Genomic DNA, 14,990 nt, shown 5'->3' with positions numbered 1-14,990 from the left:
CCTCCATGCACTTCAAGAAACTCGCTGCCACCCTGCTCATCTGCGCCTTGCCGGCCGTCAGCCAGGCCCGTGACACGGCGGTCTACCTGCCGTTCGACAAGGCCGTCGCCGAAGCGACCCGCACCGGCAAGATCGACGGCAGCGTGAAGTTCTATCTGGCGGGCAATGCCCCGGCCGGCAAAGTCACCGTCGTCAGCCCCGGCGCCGTGACCAACAAGAAGACCAACGCCTTCAACAAGACCGACCAGGAAGCCTGCGAGTGGGTCGTGCAATCGGCGATCATCAGCCTGCACCAGGCCGCAAAAAACGCCGGCGCCAACGCCGTGACCAACATCGTCAGCTTCTACAAGAGCAACGAGCGCAAGGATGCGAAAACCTACGAATGCCACGCGGGCGCCATCATGGCGGGCGTTGCGTTGAAGGGCGATCTGGCGACGGTTCAATAACGGCCGGAAACGACAAAGGGCGCCTTTCGGCGCCCTTTCACAAACAGGTTGGCTTGTCATCGCCTGTCACCTGTCTGGCTCTGCGATGGCTGGTTGCCCAGGATCCTCAGAGTCTCACAAGCCCCTTTCGGGAACGCCGGCAGTATTGCCTGAAACCTCATATCGAGCAACGGCTGGCATTTGGCTTCGATGCGCCACTTCCGTTGCCATCACAGTCCCAACGCCCGTCTGACCGCAGTTTTAATGGCGTGAAACTCGTCTGTTGCAAGATGTGAGATCAGGTAGATGCGTTTGCCTTGCCGATCCCGGCTTTTGATCCGATCAAGCCGCGAAAGGCTGACCGTGGCAATCATGTCGCACTTTGCCCAACAGGTCGGACTGGCTCCCTGAAGGTGACTTGCAAGTTCAAGATGGTGCCCAAGCAAGCTATCAGGGGCGGTGGTACTCAACGGCACTACTGTTACCAACAAGCTGTTGGTTCGATGTTTACGTATCACAACAACAGGTCTGACTTTGACCATCTCGGGGATTTCATAACCCCTGAAATCGCAAATCAAAACGCTGCCCTCCTTAGGCTGATATCGAAGTGGCATCCGTGACACTCGTTTGAAAAAGAACTGATTTTGCGCAACAACGGCCATATTCCCTACGACAGTTCCGTTACTCGAAATGTACGGAGTCGAGCCAACCAAACCTGTTCACCACAACTACACTCGCTCAAACAGGCCAATACACAGTGCCTGCCGGAACGGCGAGCCCGGTCGGTCAAGTACTCGCGGTTCTCTTTCACCGTCAAGGAGACGACCATGCAAGCGAAAGCCCTGATCACCGCCGCCCTTCTCGGCCTGCTCCCCAGTGCCAGCCACGCCACCAATCTGATGTACATGCCGTTCGAAACAGTCGTGTCGGATGCAATGCGCGCCGGGCGGCTGGATGGCAGTGTGAAGTTTTATCTGGTCGGCAACGGGCCTCAGGGGACTCAGCGGTTGTTGCAGCGCGGGGTGGTCAGTGACTTGAAGACCAACGGTTTCAACAAGAGCGATCACGACTCGTGCGAGTGGGTGTTGCAGTCGAACCTGATTGCGCTGCAAGCCGAGGCCAAGCGTGTCGGGGCGAATGCGGTGACCAACATCGTCAGCTACTACGACCAGCATGTGCGCAAGGATCTGAACACTTACGAATGTCGGGCCGGGGTGTTTGTGACGCGAGTGGCGTTGAAGGGTGATCTGGTGCGGCTGCCCTGATCAACCGGCTTCAAGCTTGCGCGTGAGCAGTTCGACAAACGCCTTGGCCATCGGTGATTTCTGGTCCTTGCGCTGCACCAGCCACACCGCCGTCACGGCCTCGGGATCGAGCAGCGGTCGATAGACCACGCCGTCGATGCGCATCCGCTGATACGACGCCGGCATGACCGACACGCCCAGACCCGCTGCCACCAGACCGATGATGGTCATGGCTTCGCCGGCCTCCTGGGCGAAGTGCGGGCTGAACCCGGCATCGCGGGCCAGACTGATCAACTGCGAATACAGACCACTGCCGTAGCTGCGCGGGAAGAACACGAACGGCTCCAGAGCCAGCGCCGAGAGGAACAGCCCCTCTTCAGAGCCCTGCGCCAACGGATGTTTGGAGCTGAGCACGGCCACCAGCGGCTCGCGCATCAGTTCGACCACGCTGAGCGAATCCGGCAGGCCCAGCGGGCGCATGATGCCGACCTCGATCGATTCGTCCACCAACGCATCGGCCACCATGGTGCTGCTCATCTCGCGCAGGTTCAGGTGCACGGCCGGGAAACGCTGACGGAAGGAAAATATCGCCTGGGGAATGGTCGAGTTGAACGGCGCCGACGAGGTGAAGCCGATCTTCAATTCACCCAGTTCGCCGAGCTGTGCACGGCGGGCCACGTCGGCCGCTTTATCGACTTGTGCGAGCACCAGCCGCGCTTCCTCCAGAAACAACCGCCCGGCCTCGCTGAGCTCGACCCGACGATTGGTACGCTCGAACAGTCGCGCGCCGACTTCCTGTTCCAGTGCCTGAATCTGCTGGCTCAGCGGTGGCTGGGAGATACCCAGCACCTGTGCGGCGCGACCGAAGTGCAGTTCTTCGGCGACGGCGATGAAGTAGCGCAGATGACGCAATTCCATGAACACCCCATTAGGTCGTGAAAGCTATCAAACAGGTCGAACAATATATTGGATAGAAACATTAGCCAGCTATATGATTTTTTCATTGCCTGTCTGCCCGCGCCCTCCGAGGTCTGATGTGAAAACCGCCGTCGCTCCACTGGCCCATGAAGTCCCGCCCGCTGCGGCGGACGATGTGATGACCGAACTGCAAGAGATCTACATCGAGAAAGGCACGCCCGCGTTCATGCGCACGGTACTCGCGCTGTTCAGCGGCGGCTTCGCCACCTTCGCCCTGCTGTATTGCGTGCAGCCGATGATGCCGCTGCTGTCCCACGAGTATTCGATCAACGCGGCCCAGAGCAGCCTGATCCTGTCGGTGGCCACCGGCATGCTGGCGTTCGGTCTGCTGATCACCGGCCCGATTTCCGATCGGGTCGGGCGCAAACCGGTGATGGTCGCCGCGCTGTTTGCTGCTGCGCTATGCACCATCGCCAGTTCGATGATGCCGAGCTGGCACGGCGTGCTGATCATGCGTGCGCTGATCGGGCTGTCATTGAGTGGCCTGGCGGCGGTGGCGATGACGTACCTGAGCGAGGAAATCCATCCGCAGCACATCGGGCTGGCGATGGGTCTGTACATCGGCGGCAACGCGATTGGCGGCATGAGCGGGCGGTTGATCACCGGTGTGCTGATCGACTTCGTCAGCTGGCACACGGCGATGATGGTGATCGGTGGGCTGGCGCTGATTGCGGCGGCGGTGTTCTGGAAGATCCTGCCGGAGTCGCGCAACTTCCGCTCCCGCTCGCTGCACCCGCGCAGCCTGCTCGACGGCTTCACCATGCACTTTCGCGATGCCGGTCTGCCGCTGCTGTTCCTTGAGGCGTTTGTGCTGATGGGCGCGTTCGTCACGTTGTTCAACTACATCGGTTATCGCCTGCTGGCCGAGCCGTACCACATGGATCAAGTGTTTGTAGGGCTGCTGTCGGTGGTGTACCTGTCGGGTATCTACAGCTCGGCGAAAATCGGTTCGCTGGCCGACAAACTGGGCCGCCGCAAAGTGCTGTGGGCGACCATCGCGCTGATGTTCGCCGGCCTCGCCCTGACCATGTTCACACCGCTGCCGCTGGTGATCATCGGCATGCTGATCTTCACCTTCGGCTTCTTCGCCGCGCACTCGGTCGCCAGCAGCTGGATCGGCCGCCGGGCGCTCAAGGCCAAGGGCCAGGCGTCGTCGTTGTACCTGTTCAGCTATTACGCCGGGTCGAGCATCGCCGGGACGGCCGGCGGGGTGTTCTGGCACATGGCGGGATGGAACGGGATCGGGTTGTTCATCGGCGCGCTGTTGCTGGTGGCGCTGTTGGTGGCGTTGAAGCTGGCGAAGTTGCCGCCGCTGGGTGGCGTCAAAGCCTGATTCACGCCCATAAAAAACGCCCGGCATAAGCCGGGCGTTTTTTATTGAGGCACGATCACTCGTGATACTGCGCCGACAACTCATGCACCGCACGCAGGAACGCGCCGGCGTGTTCCGGGTCGACTTCCGGGGTGATGCCGTGGCCGAGGTTGAACACGTGGCCGCTGCCTTTACCGTAGCTGGCGAGGATGCGTCCGACTTCGGTGCGGATCGCTTCAGGTTTGGCGTACAGCACGGTCGGGTCCATGTTGCCTTGCAGCGCGACCTTGTCGCCGACGCGGGCGCGGGCGTTGCCGATGTCGCAGGTCCAGTCCAGACCCAGTGCGTCGGCGCCGGCGTCGGCGATGCTTTCCAGCCACAGGCCGCCGTTCTTGGTGAAGAGGATCACCGGCACCTTGCGACCGTCGTGCTCGCGGATCAGGCCGCTGACGATTTTCTTCATGTAGGCCAGGGAGAACTCCTGATACGCCGCCGCCGACAGGTTGCCGCCCCAGGTATCGAAGATCTGCACCGCTTGCGCGCCAGCCTGGATCTGGCCGTTCAAGTAAGAAGTCACCGACTGCGCCAGCTTGTCCAGCAGCAGGTGCATGGCTTGCGGGTTGTCGTAGAGCATCGCCTTGGTCTTGCGGAAGTCTTTCGACGAGCCGCCTTCGACCATGTACGTGGCGAGGGTCCACGGGCTGCCGGAGAAACCGATCAGCGGTACACGGCCGTTCAGCTCGCGGCGGATGGTGCTGACCGCGTCCATCACATAACCGAGATCTTTGTGCGGATCCGGGATCGGCAGGGCTTCGATGTCGGCCAGGGTGCTGACGACTTTCTTGAAGCGCGGACCTTCACCGGTCTCGAAGTACAGGCCCTGGCCCATGGCATCGGGAATGGTGAGGATGTCGGAGAACAGGATCGCCGCGTCCAGTTGCGGATAGCGGTCGAGGGGTTGCAGCGTGACTTCGCAGGCGAATTCCGGATTCATGCACAGGCTCATGAAATCACCGGCCTGGGCGCGGCTGGCGCGGTATTCCGGCAGGTAGCGGCCGGCCTGGCGCATCATCCACACAGGGGTGACGTCTACGGGTTGCTTGAGCAGGGCGCGGAGGAAACGGTCGTTCTTCAGGGCAGTCATGTCGGCATCCGGAAAAAAAGTGCGGGCATTTTCTCAGAGCGCGACGCAAAAGGCACGGATGCAGGTCAGCCTTTTGTCTATCGGGTCAATTTGTCGCAATAAATACGGGGCATCAGCATCAGCGAGAAACAACTGTGGGAGCGAGCCTGCTCGCGATAGCGGATTGTCAGCCAATACGTCTGGTGACTGATTCACCGCCATCGCGAGCAGGCTCGCTCCCACAGGCTTATTGCTTTTGGCTCAGGATCCGGGTTTAGACGCCCAGGTAATCCAGAATCCCTTCAGCTGCATTGCGGCCTTCGAAGATCGCCGTCACCACCAGGTCGGAACCGCGCACCATATCGCCACCGGCGAAGATTTTCGGGTTGCTGGTCTGGTGCTTGTACTGTCCCTGCTCGGGCGCAACGACGCGGCCCTGGCTGTCGGTCTGGATCTCGAACTGCTCGAACCACGGCGCCGGGCTCGGGCGGAAACCGAAAGCGATGACCACGGCGTCAGCCGGGATGATCTCTTCGGAACCCGGAATCGGCTCGGGGCTGCGACGGCCACGGGCGTCCGGTTCGCCGAGACGGGTCTCGACCACCTTCACGCCTTCGACCTTGTCCTCGCCAACGATGGCGATCGGCTGGCGGTTGTAGAGGAATTTCACGCCTTCTTCCTTGGCGTTCTTCACCTCTTTGCGCGAGCCGGGCATGTTCGCTTCGTCACGACGATAAGCGCAGGTCACCGACTTGGCGCCCTGGCGGATCGACGTGCGGTTGCAATCCATCGCCGTGTCGCCGCCGCCCAGCACCACGACCTTCTTGCCTTTCATGTCGACGAAATCTTCCGGCGACTTTTCAAAGCCCAGGTTGCGGTTGACGTTGGCGATCAGGAAGTCCAGCGCGTCATAAACGCCCGGCAGATCTTCACCGGCAAAACCGCCTTTCATGTAGGTGTAGGTGCCCATGCCCATGAACACGGCATCGTATTCGGCGAGCAGTTGCTCCATGGTCACGTCCTTGCCGACCTCGGTGTTGAGGCGGAATTCGATGCCCATGCCGGTGAAGACTTCGCGGCGATTGCTCAGCACGGTCTTCTCAAGCTTGAACTCGGGGATGCCGAAGGTCAGCAGACCGCCGATTTCCGGGTTCTTGTCGAACACCACCGGCGTCACGCCACCACGCACCAGCACGTCGGCACAACCGAGGCCCGCCGGGCCTGCACCGATGATCGCGACACGCTTGCCGGTCGGTTTGACCTTGGACATGTCCGGGCGCCAGCCCATGGCGAACGCGGTGTCGGTGATGTACTTCTCGACCGAACCGATGGTCACCGCACCGAAACCGTCGTTGAGGGTGCAGGCACCCTCGCACAGACGATCCTGCGGGCACACCCGGCCACAGACTTCCGGCAGAGTGTTGGTCTGGTGCGACAGCTCGGCGGCCTGGAGGATGTTGCCCTCGGCCACCAGCTTCAGCCAGTTCGGAATGAAGTTGTGCACCGGGCACTTCCATTCGCAATACGGGTTGCCGCAACCCAGGCAGCGGTGGGCCTGGTCGGCCGACTGCTGGGGTTTGAACGGTTCGTAGATTTCCACGAACTCTTTCTTGCGTTGACGCAACAGTTTCTTCTTCGGATCCTTGCGCCCGACATCGATGAACTGGAAGTCGTTATTCAGACGTTCAGCCATTGTTAAAACCTCATCAAACTCTTCAGGCGCATATCACTGCGGGTTGGCACGAGTGCTGGAAAGCAACGACTTCAGGTTGGCAGCCTTCGGCTTGACCAGCCAGAAACGACGCAGGTAGTCATCGAGGTTCTCGGCGAGCTCACGACCCCACTCGCTGTCGGTTTCCGCGACGTACTCGTTCAGCACGTTCTGCAGGTGGCTGCGATAGGCTTCCATCGCCTCGCCGCTGATCCGCTGGATTTCCACCAGTTCGTGGTTGACCCGGTCAACGAAGGTGTTGTCCTGATCGAGCACGTAGGCGAAACCGCCGGTCATGCCAGAGCCGAAGTTGTAACCGGTCTTGCCCAGAACGCAGACAAAACCACCGGTCATGTACTCACAGCAGTGATCGCCAGTGCCTTCCACGACCGTGTGGGCACCGGAGTTGCGCACAGCGAAACGCTCGCCTGCGGTGCCGGCGGCGAACAGCTTGCCGCCCGTGGCGCCGTACAGGCAGGTGTTGCCGATGATGGCGCTTTCCTGAGTCTTATAAACGCTGCCCTTCGGCGGCACGATGGTCAGCTTGCCACCGGTCATGCCTTTGCCGACGTAGTCGTTGGCGTCGCCTTCCAGGTACATGTTCAGACCGCCGGCGTTCCACACGCCGAAGCTCTGACCGGCAGTGCCCTTGAAGCGGAAGGTAATTGGCGCTTTCGCCATGCCCTGGTTGCCGTGCTTGCGCGCGATTTCGCCGGAGATCCGTGCGCCGATCGAACGGTCGCAGTTGCAGATGTCCAGATCGAACTCGGCGCCGCTGAGGTCGTTGATCGCCGACGTCGCCATCTCGACCATTTTCTCGGCCAGCAGGCCCTGGTCGAAGGGCGGGTTGCGCTCGACGCCGCAGAACTGAGGCTTGTCCGCCGGGATGTGATCGCTGCCCAGCAGCGGAGTCAGATCCAGGTGATGCTGCTTGGCGGTCTGGCCTTCGAGGATTTCCAGCAGATCGGTGCGGCCGATCAGTTCTTCGAGGGAACGCACGCCCAGCTTGGCCAGCCACTCACGGGTTTCTTCGGCGACGTAGGTGAAGAAGTTCACCACCATGTCGACGGTGCCGATGTAGTGATCCTTGCGCAGCTTCTCGTTCTGGGTCGCGACGCCGGTGGCGCAGTTGTTCAGGTGGCAGATGCGCAGGTATTTGCAGCCCAGCGCGATCATTGGCGCCGTGCCGAAGCCGAAGCTTTCGGCGCCGAGGATGGCTGCCTTGATCACGTCGAGGCCGGTTTTCAGGCCGCCGTCGGTCTGGACCCGAACCTTGCCGCGCAGGTCGTTGCCGCGCAGGGTCTGGTGGGTTTCGGCCAGGCCGAGTTCCCACGGAGCGCCCGCGTATTTGATCGAGGTCAGCGGCGAAGCACCGGTGCCACCGTCATAGCCGGAAATGGTGATCAAGTCCGCATAGGCCTTGGCCACACCGGCAGCGATGGTGCCGACGCCCGCTTCAGCCACGAGTTTCACCGAAACCAGTGCCTTCGGGTTGACCTGTTTCAGGTCGAAGATCAGCTGCGACAAGTCTTCGATCGAATAGATGTCGTGGTGCGGCGGTGGCGAAATCAGGGTCACGCCCGGCACTGCGTAACGCAGTTTGGCGATCAGCCCGTTCACTTTACCGCCCGGCAGTTGCCCGCCCTCGCCCGGCTTGGCGCCCTGGGCGACCTTGATCTGCAGCACTTCGGCGTTGACCAGGTACTCCGGGGTCACCCCGAAACGGCCGGTCGCGACCTGCTTGATTTTCGAGCTCTTGATGGTGCCGTAGCGCGCCGGGTCTTCGCCGCCTTCGCCGGAGTTGGAACGCGCACCGAGGCGGTTCATGGCTTCGGCCAGGGCTTCGTGAGCTTCCGGCGACAGGGCGCCCAGCGAGATACCGGCGGAGTCGAAGCGCTTGAGCACCGATTCCAGCGGCTCGACTTCACTGATGTCCAGCGGCGTGTCGAGGGTCTTGACCTTGAACAGGTCGCGGATCATCGACACCGGACGGTTGTCCACCAGCGAAGTGTATTCCTTGAATTTGGCGTAGTCGCCCTGCTGCACGGCGGCTTGCAGGGTGTTGACCACGTCCGGGTTGTACGCGTGATATTCGCCACCGTGGACGAACTTCAGCAGACCGCCCTGCTGGATCGGCTTGCGCGGACTCCAGGCTTCGGTGGCCAGTGCTTTCTGCTCGGCTTCGATGTCGATGAAACGCGCACCTTTGATGCGGCTCGGCACGCCACGGAAGCTCAGGTCGCAGACTTCTTCGGACAGGCCGATGGCTTCGAACAGCTGAGCACCGCGATAGGACGCGATGGTCGAGATGCCCATCTTCGACAGGATCTTCAACAGACCTTTGGTGATGCCTTTGCGGTAGTTCTTGAACACCTCATAGAGGTCGCCCAGCACTTCACCGGTACGGATCAGGTCGCCCAGCACTTCGTACGCGAGGAACGGATAGACCGCCGAGGCGCCGAAACCGATCAGCACGGCGAAGTGGTGCGGATCGCGTGCGGTGGCGGTTTCAACCAGGATGTTGGAGTCGCAGCGAAGGCCTTTTTCGGTCAGGCGGTGGTGCACCGCGCCGGTGGCCAGCGAGGCGTGGATCGGCAGTTTGCCAGGAGCGATATGGCGATCGCTCAGTACGATCTGGGTACGACCGGCGCGCACGGCTTCTTCAGCCTGATCGGCGACGTTGCGGATCGCCGCTTCGAGGCCGACGCTTTCGTCGTAGTTGAGGTCGATGATCTGCCGCTCGAAACCCGGGCGGTCGAGGTTCATCAGCGAGCGCCACTTGGCCGGGGAAATGACCGGCGAGCTGAGGATCACGCGCGAGGCGTGTTCCGGCGATTCCTGGAAGATGTTGCGCTCGGCACCGAGGCAGATCTCCAGCGACATCACGATCGCTTCACGCAGCGGGTCGATCGGCGGGTTGGTCACCTGCGCGAACTGCTGGCGGAAATAGTCGTACGGCGTGCGCACGCGCTGGGACAGCACGGCCATCGGCGTGTCGTCGCCCATCGAGCCCACGGCCTCATAGCCTTGCTCGCCGAGCGGACGCAGTACCTGATCGCGCTCTTCGAACGTGACCTGATACATCTTCATGTATTGCTTGAGCTGATCGACGTCGTAGAAAGCCGAACCGTGATCGTTGTCTTCCATGGTCGCCTGGATGCGCAGGGCATTCTTGCGCAGCCATTGCTTGTACGGATGACGGGATTTGAGACGGTTGTCGATCGCGTCGGTGTCGAGGATCTGCCCGGTTTCGGTGTCCACGGCGAAGATCTGGCCCGGGCCGACACGGCCTTTGGCAATCACGTCCTCAGGCTTGTAGTCCCACACGCCGATTTCCGACGCGAGGGTGATGAAACCGTTGGTGGTGGTGACCCAGCGCGCCGGACGCAGACCGTTACGGTCGAGCAGGCACACCGCGTAGCGACCGTCGGTCATTACCACGCCAGCCGGGCCGTCCCACGGCTCCATGTGCATCGAGTTGTACTCGTAGAACGCACGCAGATCCGGGTCCATGGTTTCGACGTTCTGCCACGCTGGCGGAATGATCATCCGCACGCCACGGAACAGGTCGATGCCGCCGGTGACCATCAGCTCAAGCATGTTGTCCATGCTCGAGGAGTCGGAACCGACACGGTTGACCAGCGGGCCGAGTTCTTCCAGATCCATCAGATCGTTGGTGAACTTGGTGCGACGGGCCTGGGCCCAGTTGCGGTTGCCGGTGATGGTGTTGATCTCGCCGTTATGGGCGAGGAAGCGGAATGGCTGGGCCAGCGGCCATTTCGGCAGGGTGTTGGTGGAGAAGCGCTGGTGGAACACGCAGATCGCGGTTTGCAGGCGCTCGTCACTCAGGTCCGGATAAAACGCGGCCAGGTCGGCCGGCATCATCAGGCCTTTATAGATGATGGTCTTGTGGGAAAAGCTGCAGATGTAGTGGTCGGTGTCGGCGGCGTTGGCCACCGACGAACGACGACGGGCGCTGAACAGCTTGACCGCCATGTCCTGATCGCTCAGGCCTTCGCCGCCGATGTACACCTGCTCGATCTGTGGCAGGCGCTCAAGGGCCAGGCGGCCGAGGACGCTGGTGTCGATCGGCACTTTACGCCAGCCGATCAGTTGCAGGCCTTCGGCCAGGATCTCGCGGTTCATGTTCTCGCGAGCGGCTTCGGCCTTGGCCGGATCCTGATTGAAGAAGACCATGCCCACGGCATATTGCTTGGGCAGCTCGACGCTGAAGGTTTCCTGGGCAATGGCACGCAGGAACGCGTCGGGCTTTTGAATCAGCAGACCGCAACCGTCACCGGTCTTGCCGTCGGCATTAATCCCACCGCGGTGGGTCATGCAGGTCAGGGCCTCGATGGCCGTTTGCAAAAGGGTATGACTGGGTTCGCCCTGCATATGGGCTATCAGGCCGAAACCGCAGTTATCCTTGAATTCATCTGGTTGGTACAGACCTGCTTTCATAGACACTTTCTCACCAGGCTGCCTCTTAACGAGGCAAATTTCTTTTCAATTCAACCACTTGCTTGCCGCGCCGAACGTACGCCGGCTTTGCGGGGGCAAAAGGGTGGTCATTGTACACAGCGACACAGAGGCTCACAAATTTGACGACGAAATGTCGCAAATTCATGTCGCATTTGTGAAAGGTTTAAAGCGATCTGCTGTGCTAGTCAAAACTTTTTTAATTTTGACCGCAACGACTCAAAGACTACTGTGACGCAGACACCACAAGGCACGCGGTCTGTAGAGACGGCGCGCACTTGTAGAGATTTTGAGGTGCTTGGAGAGGCGGCCTGGGTAAGGCCGCCGAATCTTCAGCGAGTTGTTGCCAGTTCCTGTTGGACGCTGGCGACAGTGCGAGGCCAAGGTTTACCAGCCTGAACCTTCGCTGGCAAGGCCTTGATGGCAGAAACGGCTGCATCACGATTGGCGAAGTTGCCGTAGGTGATCACGTAGAGAGGCTTGCCGTTGAGGACTTTCTTGAAATAACGGTACTCGCCGCCCTGTTCCTTGACGAAGTTTTGCGCGGTCGCTTCGGAGCTGGTACCAAGGATCTGCACCACGTAGTTGCTGGTCGGCTGACCGGCGTACCAGTTGCCACCGGCAGCCTTGGCGACGGTGACCGGCTTCTCGGCCGGTTTGGCGGCGGCAACAGGCTTGGCAGGCGCCGGAGCCGGTTTCGCTGCTGGAGCTGCCGGAACAGGAGCAGGCTTGGCGGTAGCGACCTGAGTCGGCGCCGGGGTCGGCTTCGGTGCCGGAACTGGAACCGGGGTCGGTGCAGGGCCGGCCTGAACGCCCGCCGGCGGCGCAGTGGTGGTCACGGTCGGCGGCGTGTTGCTGGAGCCTTCAACCGGCACACCGTCGTCGCCTTCAGTGATACCACCCGCGGCTTCAGCCAGCGGACCGCGCATTACCGGCTGCGAGTTGCCGACCAATGGCAGCGGCATCGGCTGGGTATTGCCGTTGAATTCGACGGACGGTGCGCCACCCGCTTGCGGCGTACCCTGGCCCAAGGGCAGTTGCGCCTGCTCGTTGGCCGGCGCACCGGTGGTCGGTGCCTTGTTGCGACCCGGCATCAGCCAGGCGGCAGCGACCGCGACCACAACGACGGCGGAAATCGCCAATACGTGTTTCTTCGGCATGTTGAACCCCATACTTGGACGCTTGACCGCAGAGCGGCTGGCAATCATGACTTCGATCAGAGCATCGCGAGCAACCTGGTTGATGTTGCCCGGCCAACCCTCGGAGCTTTCGTGAATATCAGAGATCTGATCCGCGGTGAAAAGTTCGACACCCCGGCCCGCGCCTTCTAGCCGCTGGTCGAGATACTCGCGGGTTTCTTCTTCGGTGTACGGCTGCAATTCGATGACGTGGAAGCGCTCTTCCTCGAGGTGCAAAGCCTCGAGCTGCGCGATCAGCGACGACTCACCGAACAGGAACACATGCGGGCGGCCTTCCGGCGCGCCGGCGCCCAGCGCCATCAAGGCTTCAAGCGCGGACTCGTCGAGCTGCTCGGCATCGTCCACCAGCAGATAGACTTCCTGACCGGTCAGCGCCAGCTGCACGACCTGATCGAGGATCGCCCCGACTTCGGCCTGGGCCACGTCCAGCGCCTGGGCGATCTGGCGCAGCACACCAGCTGCATCGCCGGCGCCACGGGCGGAAACGACGACGCTCTGCACCGATTGCTTGTTGGTGCTGGCAACCAGCGCCTGACGCAGCAGGGTCTTGCCGCTGCCCTGCGGGCCGGTGACCACCAGCAGCAACTGGCTGTAACGCGCCAGATGATGCAACTGACCCAGCACCGGCTTGCGCTGGGCCGGGAAGAATTTGAAGCCCGGCACCCGCGGCGCGAAAGGGTCGTGACTTAACTGGAAATGGCCGAGGAACGCCTCGTCGGCATGCAAACTAGTCATCGGAATCTTATTAACCTTTAAGCTGAGCCAGAGCGCGGTAATCCGCTCCCAGCGTGGCCTGTAGAACCTCTTTCGGATAATCGTCGGTCACCACCGCTTCGCCCATCCGGCGCAGCAGCACCAGGCGCAAGCGACCGTCGATCACTTTTTTGTCAATTGCCATGTGTTCAAGAAAATCGGCTTCGGTCATCTCTTCCGGCGGAACCACCGGCAGACCGGCACGCTTGAACAGGCGAATGCCGCGATCGCGCTCCTGCTCACTGATCCAGCCCAGGCGCGCGGACATTTCCAGCGCCATCACGGTGCCAGCGGCGACCGCTTCGCCATGCAACCAGACACCATAGCCCATGTGGGTTTCGATGGCGTGGCCAAAGGTGTGGCCGAGATTGAGCGTGGCCCGTACGCCGGTTTCCTTCTCGTCGGCGCCGACCACTGCAGCCTTGGCGGCGCAGGAGCGCTCGATGGCATAGGTCAGGGCCGTTTGATCCAGCGCACGCAGGGCGTCGACGTTGTCTTCGAGCCAGGTCAGGAACGGCTCGTCGCAGATCAGACCGTACTTGATGACTTCCGCCAGACCGGCCGACAGCTCGCGCGCTGGCAGGGTTTTCAGGGACGCGGTATCGATCAGCACCACGTTCGGCTGATAGAACGCGCCAACCATGTTCTTGCCCAGCGGATGGTTGATCCCGGTCTTGCCGCCCACCGACGAATCGACCTGGGACAGCAGCGTGGTAGGAATCTGGATGAAATCGACGCCGCGCTGGTAGCAGGCGGCCGCGAAACCGGCCATGTCGCCGATCACACCGCCGCCGAGGGCGATCACCGTGGTGCGACGGTCATGACGGGCGGTCAGCAGGCCGTCGAAGATCAGTTGCAGGGTTTCCCAGTTCTTGAAGGCTTCGCCGTCGGGCAGCACCACGGAAACCACCGAGAACTGCGCCAGGCTGCGGGTCAGACGTTCGAGATAGAGCGGCGCAACGGTCTCGTTGGAGATGATTGCCACTTGCCGCCCGTGGATATGCGGGGCCAGCAGTTCAGGCTGGTCCAGTAATCCTTCGCCAATGTGAATCGGGTAGCTGCGCTCGCCTAGGTCGACCTTGAGTGTCTGCATGTGTCCCCACGATGAAGATGAAGCAGGCGTCCTGCCTGGAATTATCGAATGTTCACGGCATGTGCTGGTGTGACGCCACTCGCACGCCATCCGCCACAACCCTTGGCGGCCATTACAGGTCGCCGAGGATAGCGCATTTCGTGCGGCGCTTTAACGGGGCGGAAGTTGCTGCAGGCGGTCGAGAATATCGAGCACGACCATGCGCGGTGGCCGCTCGTCGGTTTCCACCACCAGATCGGCGATTTCCCGATAGAGCGGATCACGGATCGCCAGCAGATCGCGCAAGGTTTTCTCCGGATTGGCGGTGCGCAGCAACGGCCGGTTGCGGTCGCGAGAGGTGCGGCCGACCTGCTGTTCGACGGAGGCGTGCAGATACACCACCCGCCCGCCCTCGTGCAGGGCCTTGCGGTTGGCATCGCGCATCACGGCGCCGCCACCGGTCGCCAGCACCACGCCGTCGAACGCGCACAGCTCGGCGATCATCGCCTGCTCACGGTCACGAAAGCCGGGCTCGCCTTCCTTGTCGAAGATCCACGGGATATTGGCGCCCGTACGCAGTTCAATTTCCTTGTCGGAATCCTTGAACGGCAGGCGCAGCTCTTTGGCCAGTAATCGGCCGATGGTGCTTTTTCCAGCCCCCATCGGTCCTACAAGAATCAAATTTCGCACAGAA

General features: G+C 61.5%; 11 protein-coding genes. 3 read left to right on the top strand and 8 right to left on the bottom strand.

Going from position 1 to position 14,990, the window contains the following annotated elements:
- Positions 1-5: 5 nt before the first annotated feature.
- Positions 6-446: an excinuclease gene (locus tag L6D82_RS01090; RefSeq protein ID WP_085648021.1), complete on the top strand. Its 441-nt coding sequence runs from the start codon at positions 6-8 to the stop codon at positions 444-446.
- Between the two features lie 209 nt (positions 447-655).
- Here the strand turns inward: L6D82_RS01090 and L6D82_RS01085 are convergent, their stop codons facing one another.
- Complete coding sequence (locus L6D82_RS01085; RefSeq protein ID WP_129972335.1) at positions 656-1,039, bottom strand: type II toxin-antitoxin system PemK/MazF family toxin; 384 nt, start codon at positions 1,037-1,039, stop codon at positions 656-658.
- A gap of 213 nt (positions 1,040-1,252) precedes the next feature.
- Between L6D82_RS01085 and L6D82_RS01080 the strand changes: the two genes are divergently transcribed.
- Complete coding sequence (locus L6D82_RS01080) at positions 1,253-1,690, top strand: excinuclease (protein ID WP_102686841.1); 438 nt, start codon at positions 1,253-1,255, stop codon at positions 1,688-1,690.
- Here the strand turns inward: L6D82_RS01080 and L6D82_RS01075 are convergent, their stop codons facing one another.
- Positions 1,691-2,587 carry a LysR family transcriptional regulator gene (locus L6D82_RS01075; RefSeq protein WP_085746425.1) on the bottom strand — a complete coding sequence of 299 codons (897 nt, stop codon included), beginning with the start codon at positions 2,585-2,587 and terminating at the stop codon, positions 1,691-1,693.
- A 178-nt stretch (positions 2,588-2,765) separates the two neighbouring features.
- Here L6D82_RS01075 and L6D82_RS01070 point away from each other — a divergent pair, with 178 nt between their 5' ends.
- Positions 2,766-3,980, top strand: a complete 1,215-nt coding sequence (locus L6D82_RS01070) for an MFS transporter (RefSeq protein WP_373870893.1) — start codon at positions 2,766-2,768, stop codon at positions 3,978-3,980.
- A gap of 55 nt (positions 3,981-4,035) precedes the next feature.
- On the opposite strand, the gene hemE is transcribed toward L6D82_RS01070, so the two are convergent.
- From hemE to aroK, 6 genes are all read right to left on the bottom strand, one after another.
- Positions 4,036-5,103: a uroporphyrinogen decarboxylase gene (gene hemE / locus L6D82_RS01065; protein WP_007952372.1), complete on the bottom strand. Its 1,068-nt coding sequence runs from the start codon at positions 5,101-5,103 to the stop codon at positions 4,036-4,038.
- Between the two features lie 253 nt (positions 5,104-5,356).
- Entirely contained in the window at positions 5,357-6,775 is a 1,419-nt protein-coding gene (locus tag L6D82_RS01060; RefSeq protein ID WP_007909438.1) for an FAD-dependent oxidoreductase, read from the bottom strand.
- A gap of 33 nt (positions 6,776-6,808) precedes the next feature.
- Entirely contained in the window at positions 6,809-11,254 is a 4,446-nt protein-coding gene (gene gltB / locus L6D82_RS01055; RefSeq protein WP_085746421.1) for a glutamate synthase large subunit, read from the bottom strand.
- 350 nt (positions 11,255-11,604) lie between these two features.
- The gene (locus L6D82_RS01050) at positions 11,605-13,206 is read right to left on the bottom strand and encodes an AAA family ATPase (protein WP_236187884.1); all 1,602 of its coding nucleotides are present in this window, start codon (positions 13,204-13,206) and stop codon (positions 11,605-11,607) included.
- Positions 13,207-13,216: 10 nt separating this feature from the next.
- Entirely contained in the window at positions 13,217-14,317 is a 1,101-nt protein-coding gene (gene aroB / locus L6D82_RS01045) for a 3-dehydroquinate synthase (RefSeq protein ID WP_102718302.1), read from the bottom strand.
- Positions 14,318-14,467: 150 nt separating this feature from the next.
- A complete protein-coding gene (aroK, locus tag L6D82_RS01040) occupies positions 14,468-14,986 on the bottom strand; it encodes a shikimate kinase AroK (protein ID WP_045121685.1) in 519 nt (172 codons plus the stop codon).
- Positions 14,987-14,990: the final 4 nt, after the last annotated feature.

The sequence above is a fragment of the Pseudomonas paraglycinae genome (assembly GCF_021601625.1).
In the GTDB taxonomy this organism is placed as follows: Bacteria; Pseudomonadota; Gammaproteobacteria; order Pseudomonadales; family Pseudomonadaceae; genus Aquipseudomonas; species Aquipseudomonas paraglycinae.
The sequence above is the reverse complement of the archived record's forward strand: the minus strand, read 5'-3'. Positions and strand labels throughout refer to the sequence as shown.

Coding starts and splice junctions, on each gene's coding strand:
- L6D82_RS01090 (WP_085648021.1), top strand. CDS start 6: ATGCACTTCAAGAAACTCGCTGCCACCCTGCTCATCTGCGCCTTGCCG.
- L6D82_RS01085 (WP_129972335.1), bottom strand. CDS start 1,039: ATGCCACTTCGATATCAGCCTAAGGAGGGCAGCGTTTTGATTTGCGAT.
- L6D82_RS01080 (WP_102686841.1), top strand. CDS start 1,253: ATGCAAGCGAAAGCCCTGATCACCGCCGCCCTTCTCGGCCTGCTCCCC.
- L6D82_RS01075 (WP_085746425.1), bottom strand. CDS start 2,587: ATGGAATTGCGTCATCTGCGCTACTTCATCGCCGTCGCCGAAGAACTG.
- L6D82_RS01070 (WP_373870893.1), top strand. CDS start 2,766: ATGACCGAACTGCAAGAGATCTACATCGAGAAAGGCACGCCCGCGTTC.
- hemE (WP_007952372.1), bottom strand. CDS start 5,103: ATGACTGCCCTGAAGAACGACCGTTTCCTCCGCGCCCTGCTCAAGCAA.
- L6D82_RS01060 (WP_007909438.1), bottom strand. CDS start 6,775: ATGGCTGAACGTCTGAATAACGACTTCCAGTTCATCGATGTCGGGCGC.
- gltB (WP_085746421.1), bottom strand. CDS start 11,254: ATGAAAGCAGGTCTGTACCAACCAGATGAATTCAAGGATAACTGCGGT.
- L6D82_RS01050 (WP_236187884.1), bottom strand. CDS start 13,206: ATGACTAGTTTGCATGCCGACGAGGCGTTCCTCGGCCATTTCCAGTTA.
- aroB (WP_102718302.1), bottom strand. CDS start 14,317: ATGCAGACACTCAAGGTCGACCTAGGCGAGCGCAGCTACCCGATTCAC.